The 4,029-nt window shown below is 69.6% G+C and carries 3 protein-coding genes and 1 pseudogene; all 4 read left to right on the plus strand.

The features are described from left to right. The first annotated feature begins 75 nt into the window (after window positions 1-75). A complete protein-coding gene (gene folC / locus ADBZ6I_RS16475; protein ID WP_526385737.1) occupies window positions 76-1,506 on the plus strand; it encodes a bifunctional tetrahydrofolate synthase/dihydrofolate synthase in 1,431 nt (476 codons plus the stop codon). A 59-nt stretch (window positions 1,507-1,565) separates the two neighbouring features. Further along, a complete protein-coding gene (locus ADBZ6I_RS16480) occupies window positions 1,566-1,904 on the plus strand; it encodes a DUF4233 domain-containing protein (protein WP_526385741.1) in 339 nt (112 codons plus the stop codon). A gap of 81 nt (window positions 1,905-1,985) precedes the next feature. Then, window positions 1,986-2,402 (plus strand): nucleoside-diphosphate kinase, encoded by a 417-nt coding sequence (gene ndk, locus ADBZ6I_RS16485; protein ID WP_526385739.1) that lies wholly within the window; start codon window positions 1,986-1,988, stop codon window positions 2,400-2,402. Between the two features lie 274 nt (window positions 2,403-2,676). Then, a pseudogene (locus ADBZ6I_RS16490) lies at window positions 2,677-4,029 on the plus strand (ribonuclease E/G); the annotation flags it as partial.

The following is a 4,029-nucleotide window of genomic DNA, read 5'->3' on the forward strand; positions in this document are numbered from 1 at the left end:
CGACAAGATCCGCGATCGCCGGAAACTGGCGAGCGAAGAAGTGGACCGGATCACCGCGCGCCTGGCTGCGCTTGCATGACCGATCCCGGAGAACCTTCGTGGGCCGCCGCCGACGAGCCGACGCCCGACGAGATCGCGGCGCTGCTGCAGGTTGAGGATCTGCTGGACCGGCGCTGGCCGGAGACCAAGCTGGAGCCCACCACCGTCCGCATGGAGATGCTGATGGAGGTGCTCGGGTCACCGCAGCTGGCCTACCCGTGCATCCATATCGCCGGCACCAACGGCAAGACCTCGGTGGCCAGGATGGTCGACGCTCTGCTGACCGCGTTCGGCCAGCGCACCGGCCGCACCACCAGTCCGCATCTGCAATCGGCCGTCGAGCGCATCGCGATCGACAACGAGCCGATCAGCCCGGCGCGCTACGTCGAGACCTACCGTGAGATCGAGCCTTTCATCCAGATGACCGATGCCCGCTCGATCGCCGAGGGCGGCCCCGCGATGAGCAAGTTCGAGGTGCTCACCGCGATGGCGTTCGCGGCCTTCGCTGACGCGCCGGTGGACATCGCGGTGGTCGAGGTCGGCATGGGTGGCCGGTGGGACGCGACCAGTGTGGTCAACGCCCCGGTGGCGGTGATCACCCCGATCGGCATGGACCACGCCGAGTACCTGGGCGCCACGATCGGTGAGATCGCGGCGGAGAAGGGGGCGATCATCGGCCCCGCCCGGGGGGATGTGGTGCCGGTCGACACCGTCGCGGTGATCGGCCGCCAGCTGCCCGAAGCCATGGCGGTGGTGCTGGCCCAGGCTGTGCAGGCCGGTGCCGTCGTGGCCCGGGAGGACTCCGAATTCGCCGTGCTGAGCCGCCAGATAGCCGTAGGCGGGCAGCTGCTGGAGCTGCAGGGCCTGGGCGGGGTGTATTCCGAGGTGTTCCTGCCGCTGCACGGCGAACATCAGGCGCACAACGCCGCGGTGGCGCTGGCCGCCGTCGAGGCGTTCTTCGGCGCCGGGGCGCAGCGGCAACTCGACGTCGACACGGTGCGGGCCGGGTTCGCCGCGGCGCGCAGCCCGGGCCGGCTAGAGCGGATGCGGGGCGCGCCGACGGTCTTCATCGACGCCGCGCACAACCCCGCCGGGGCCGAGGTGTTGGCCGCGGCATTGACGTCGGAGTTCGATTTCCGTTACCTGGTGGGTGTGATCAGTGTGCTGGCCGAGAAAGACGTCACCGGGATCCTCACCGCCCTGGAACCGGTATTCGACATGGTGGTGGTGACAGACAACGGCTCACCGCGGGCGCTGGACCCCGAGGTGCTGGCCGAGCGGGCCGAGGAGGTCTTCGGGCCCGACCGGGTGGTGCGTACCGCCAACCTGCCCGACGCCATCGAAACGGCGACCGCGCTGGTCGAGGAATCCGGCGACGGCGTCTCCGGCGGGGCGGGAATCGTCATCACCGGTTCGGTGGTCACCGCGGGCGCGGCCCGCTCGCTGTTCGGCAAGGACCCGCTGTGAGCGCGCCGGGCCCGGCGGCTCCGGCGCCTTCGGACCCCTGGAAGAGCTTCCGCGGGGTGATGGCCGCCACCCTGATCCTGGAGATCATCTCCGTGCTGTTGGCGCTTCCGGTGGTGGCCAAAGTCGGTGGTGGGCTGACACCCTGGTCGACGGGCTATCTGCTGGGCTTCGCGGGGCTGCTGGTCGTGCTCGCCGGCATGCAGGGCCGGCCGTGGGCCATCTGGGCCAATCTGGGCGCCCAGGTCATTCTGATCGCCGGGTTCGTCGTCTATCCCGGCATCGGTTTCATCGGCGTGCTGTTCGCCCTGGTCTGGCTGATCATCGCCTGGATGCGCAACGAAGTGCTGCGCCGCGAGCGGCTGGGTCTGTTACCCAGTCAGCAGCAGCCCGGTCCCTGACCGGTACTCTTTGCGCTCGGGACCGCGCCGGTGACGATGCGGAAACGAAGCGATGACGGCAAAGATGGAGGACGGCGCTAGATGACCGAGCGGACCCTGGTGCTGATCAAACCCGACGGCGTGCAACGCGGGGTGATCGGCGAGATCATCAGCCGGATCGAGCGTAAGGGCCTGAGCCTGGTCGCGCTGGAGCTCAAGCACGTCGACGAGGCGCTGGCCTCCGCGCACTACGCCGAGCACGCCGAGCGGCCGTTCTTCGGCGAGCTGCTCGAGTTCATCACCTCCGGCCCGGTGGTCGCCGCGATCCTGGAGGGTCCCCGCGCCGTCGCCGCCTTCCGTCAACTCGCCGGCGGCACCGACCCCGTGGAGAAGGCCACGCCCGGCACCATCCGCGGCGATTTCGGCCTGGAGACCCAGTACAACCTGGTGCACGGCTCGGACTCGCCGGAGTCTGCCGCCCGCGAGATCGCACTCTGGTTCCCCGCGCTCACCAGCTAGCTTTCCCGGTCCGCCGGTGAACGCCCGGCGGTGTGGGATACTGGGGGCGATCGCCCGGCAACGGGAGATCGGAATGAGACTTAGAGACGTGCGCGACCACCGCTTCGATGGTGTGGCGCCGACCGTCGACAGCCGTCATTCAGCCCAGGCACTGAACGGGTTCATCCGAACCCGTCGGAGCGAGACCATGACAAGCCCGGCACCAGCCGGGCGCATAGCGGAAGCCCTCGCGTGGCCGCGTCGCAGGACGCGCCCGGGGGCTTGAGGAGATTACGTGGCCGATGATGATTACAACCAAGATCAGCCCGAAACCCCGTCGCCGGGACAGTCACCCGTGGCCGACGCGGAGCTGCCCGACCGCCTGAGGGTGCATTCCCTGGCTCGGGTGCTGGGCACCACCAGCAAACGGGTGATCGACGCGCTGGCAGGTCTTGACGGTCGCACCCGCAGCCCGCACTCCAGCGTCGACCAGAGCGAGGCCGTGCAGGTTCGCGAGGTGCTGGCGGCCGAACCGGTCGAGGTCGAGGCCATCGAAACTCCAGAAGTGGTTTCAGAAGTAACTCCGCAAGTCATCCCCGAAGCGGTCCCGGAAGTGGCAGCGGCACGCGGGGAGATCCCCGATCTTCCCGCCGACAGCGCCATGATCATCGTTTCCGCGGGGGAGGTCGAGCCCGAATCCCGGCTGATCCTGGAGACCCACGAGGCACCGCACGACACCCCTGCCGAGCAGCCCGCCTACATGCCGTTGTTCGTCGCGCCCCAACTGATCGTCGCGCCGGGCATCGACAACGACGACCACGATGACGACGACGGCGACGAGCCCGAGGACGCCGGTGACGGCGAAGCCGCCGAACGGCCCTCCAATCGGCGTCGTCGCCGCGGACGCCGGGGTCGTGGCCGAGGCCGGGGCGAGACGGCCGGCACCGACGGCGACGACGACGAGTCGGCTGCCGACGAAGCCGGCGAGGACGGTGAGGACGCAGGATCCGACGAGGACGCCGACGACGGGTCGTCCGACGAGGAGTCGGCGGGTGGAGAGGGCGCCACCCGGCGCCGTCGTCGCCGTCGCCGCCGCCGTGCCGGTACCGGTGACGACGGAGAAGCGGCGTCCTCGGACGATCCGCCGAACACCGTCGTGCACGAGCGCCCGCCGCGGTCGAAGGCGGAACGCTCGGAATCCAACGAAATCCAGGGCATCAGTGGCTCGACCCGGCTGGAAGCCAAGCGGCAGCGCCGCCGCGACGGCCGTGACGCGGGACGTCGCCGTCCGCCGATCCTGACCGAAGCCGAGTTCCTCGCGCGTCGCGAGGCCGTCGACCGGGTGATGGTGGTGCGCGACAAGGTGCGCACCCAGCCCCCGCACGAGGGCGCCCGCTATACCCAGATCGCGGTTCTCGAAGACGGCATCCTGGTCGAGCATTTCGTCACCTCGGCCGCCTCGGCATCGCTGGTGGGCAATATTTATCTGGGCATCGTCCAGAATGTGCTGCCCTCGATGGAGGCGGCGTTCGTCGACATCGGCCGCGGCCGCAACGGCGTGCTCTACGCCGGTGAGGTCAACTGGGAGGCTGCCGGGCTGGGCGGCTCCAACCGCAAGATCGAGCAGGCCCTCAAGCCCGGTGACTGC

Origin of the sequence: Mycobacterium sp. (genome assembly GCF_044342925.1) — a bacterium.
GTDB lineage: Bacteria > Actinomycetota > Actinomycetes > Mycobacteriales > Mycobacteriaceae > Mycobacterium.

Excerpts from the sequence above, each read along its gene's own strand:
- ndk (WP_526385739.1), top strand. The coding sequence starts at position 1,986 with ATGACCGAGCGGACCCTGGTGCTGATCAAACCCGACGGCGTGCAACGC.
- ADBZ6I_RS16480 (WP_526385741.1), top strand. The coding sequence starts at position 1,566 with ATGGCCGCCACCCTGATCCTGGAGATCATCTCCGTGCTGTTGGCGCTT.
- folC (WP_526385737.1), top strand. The coding sequence starts at position 76 with ATGACCGATCCCGGAGAACCTTCGTGGGCCGCCGCCGACGAGCCGACG.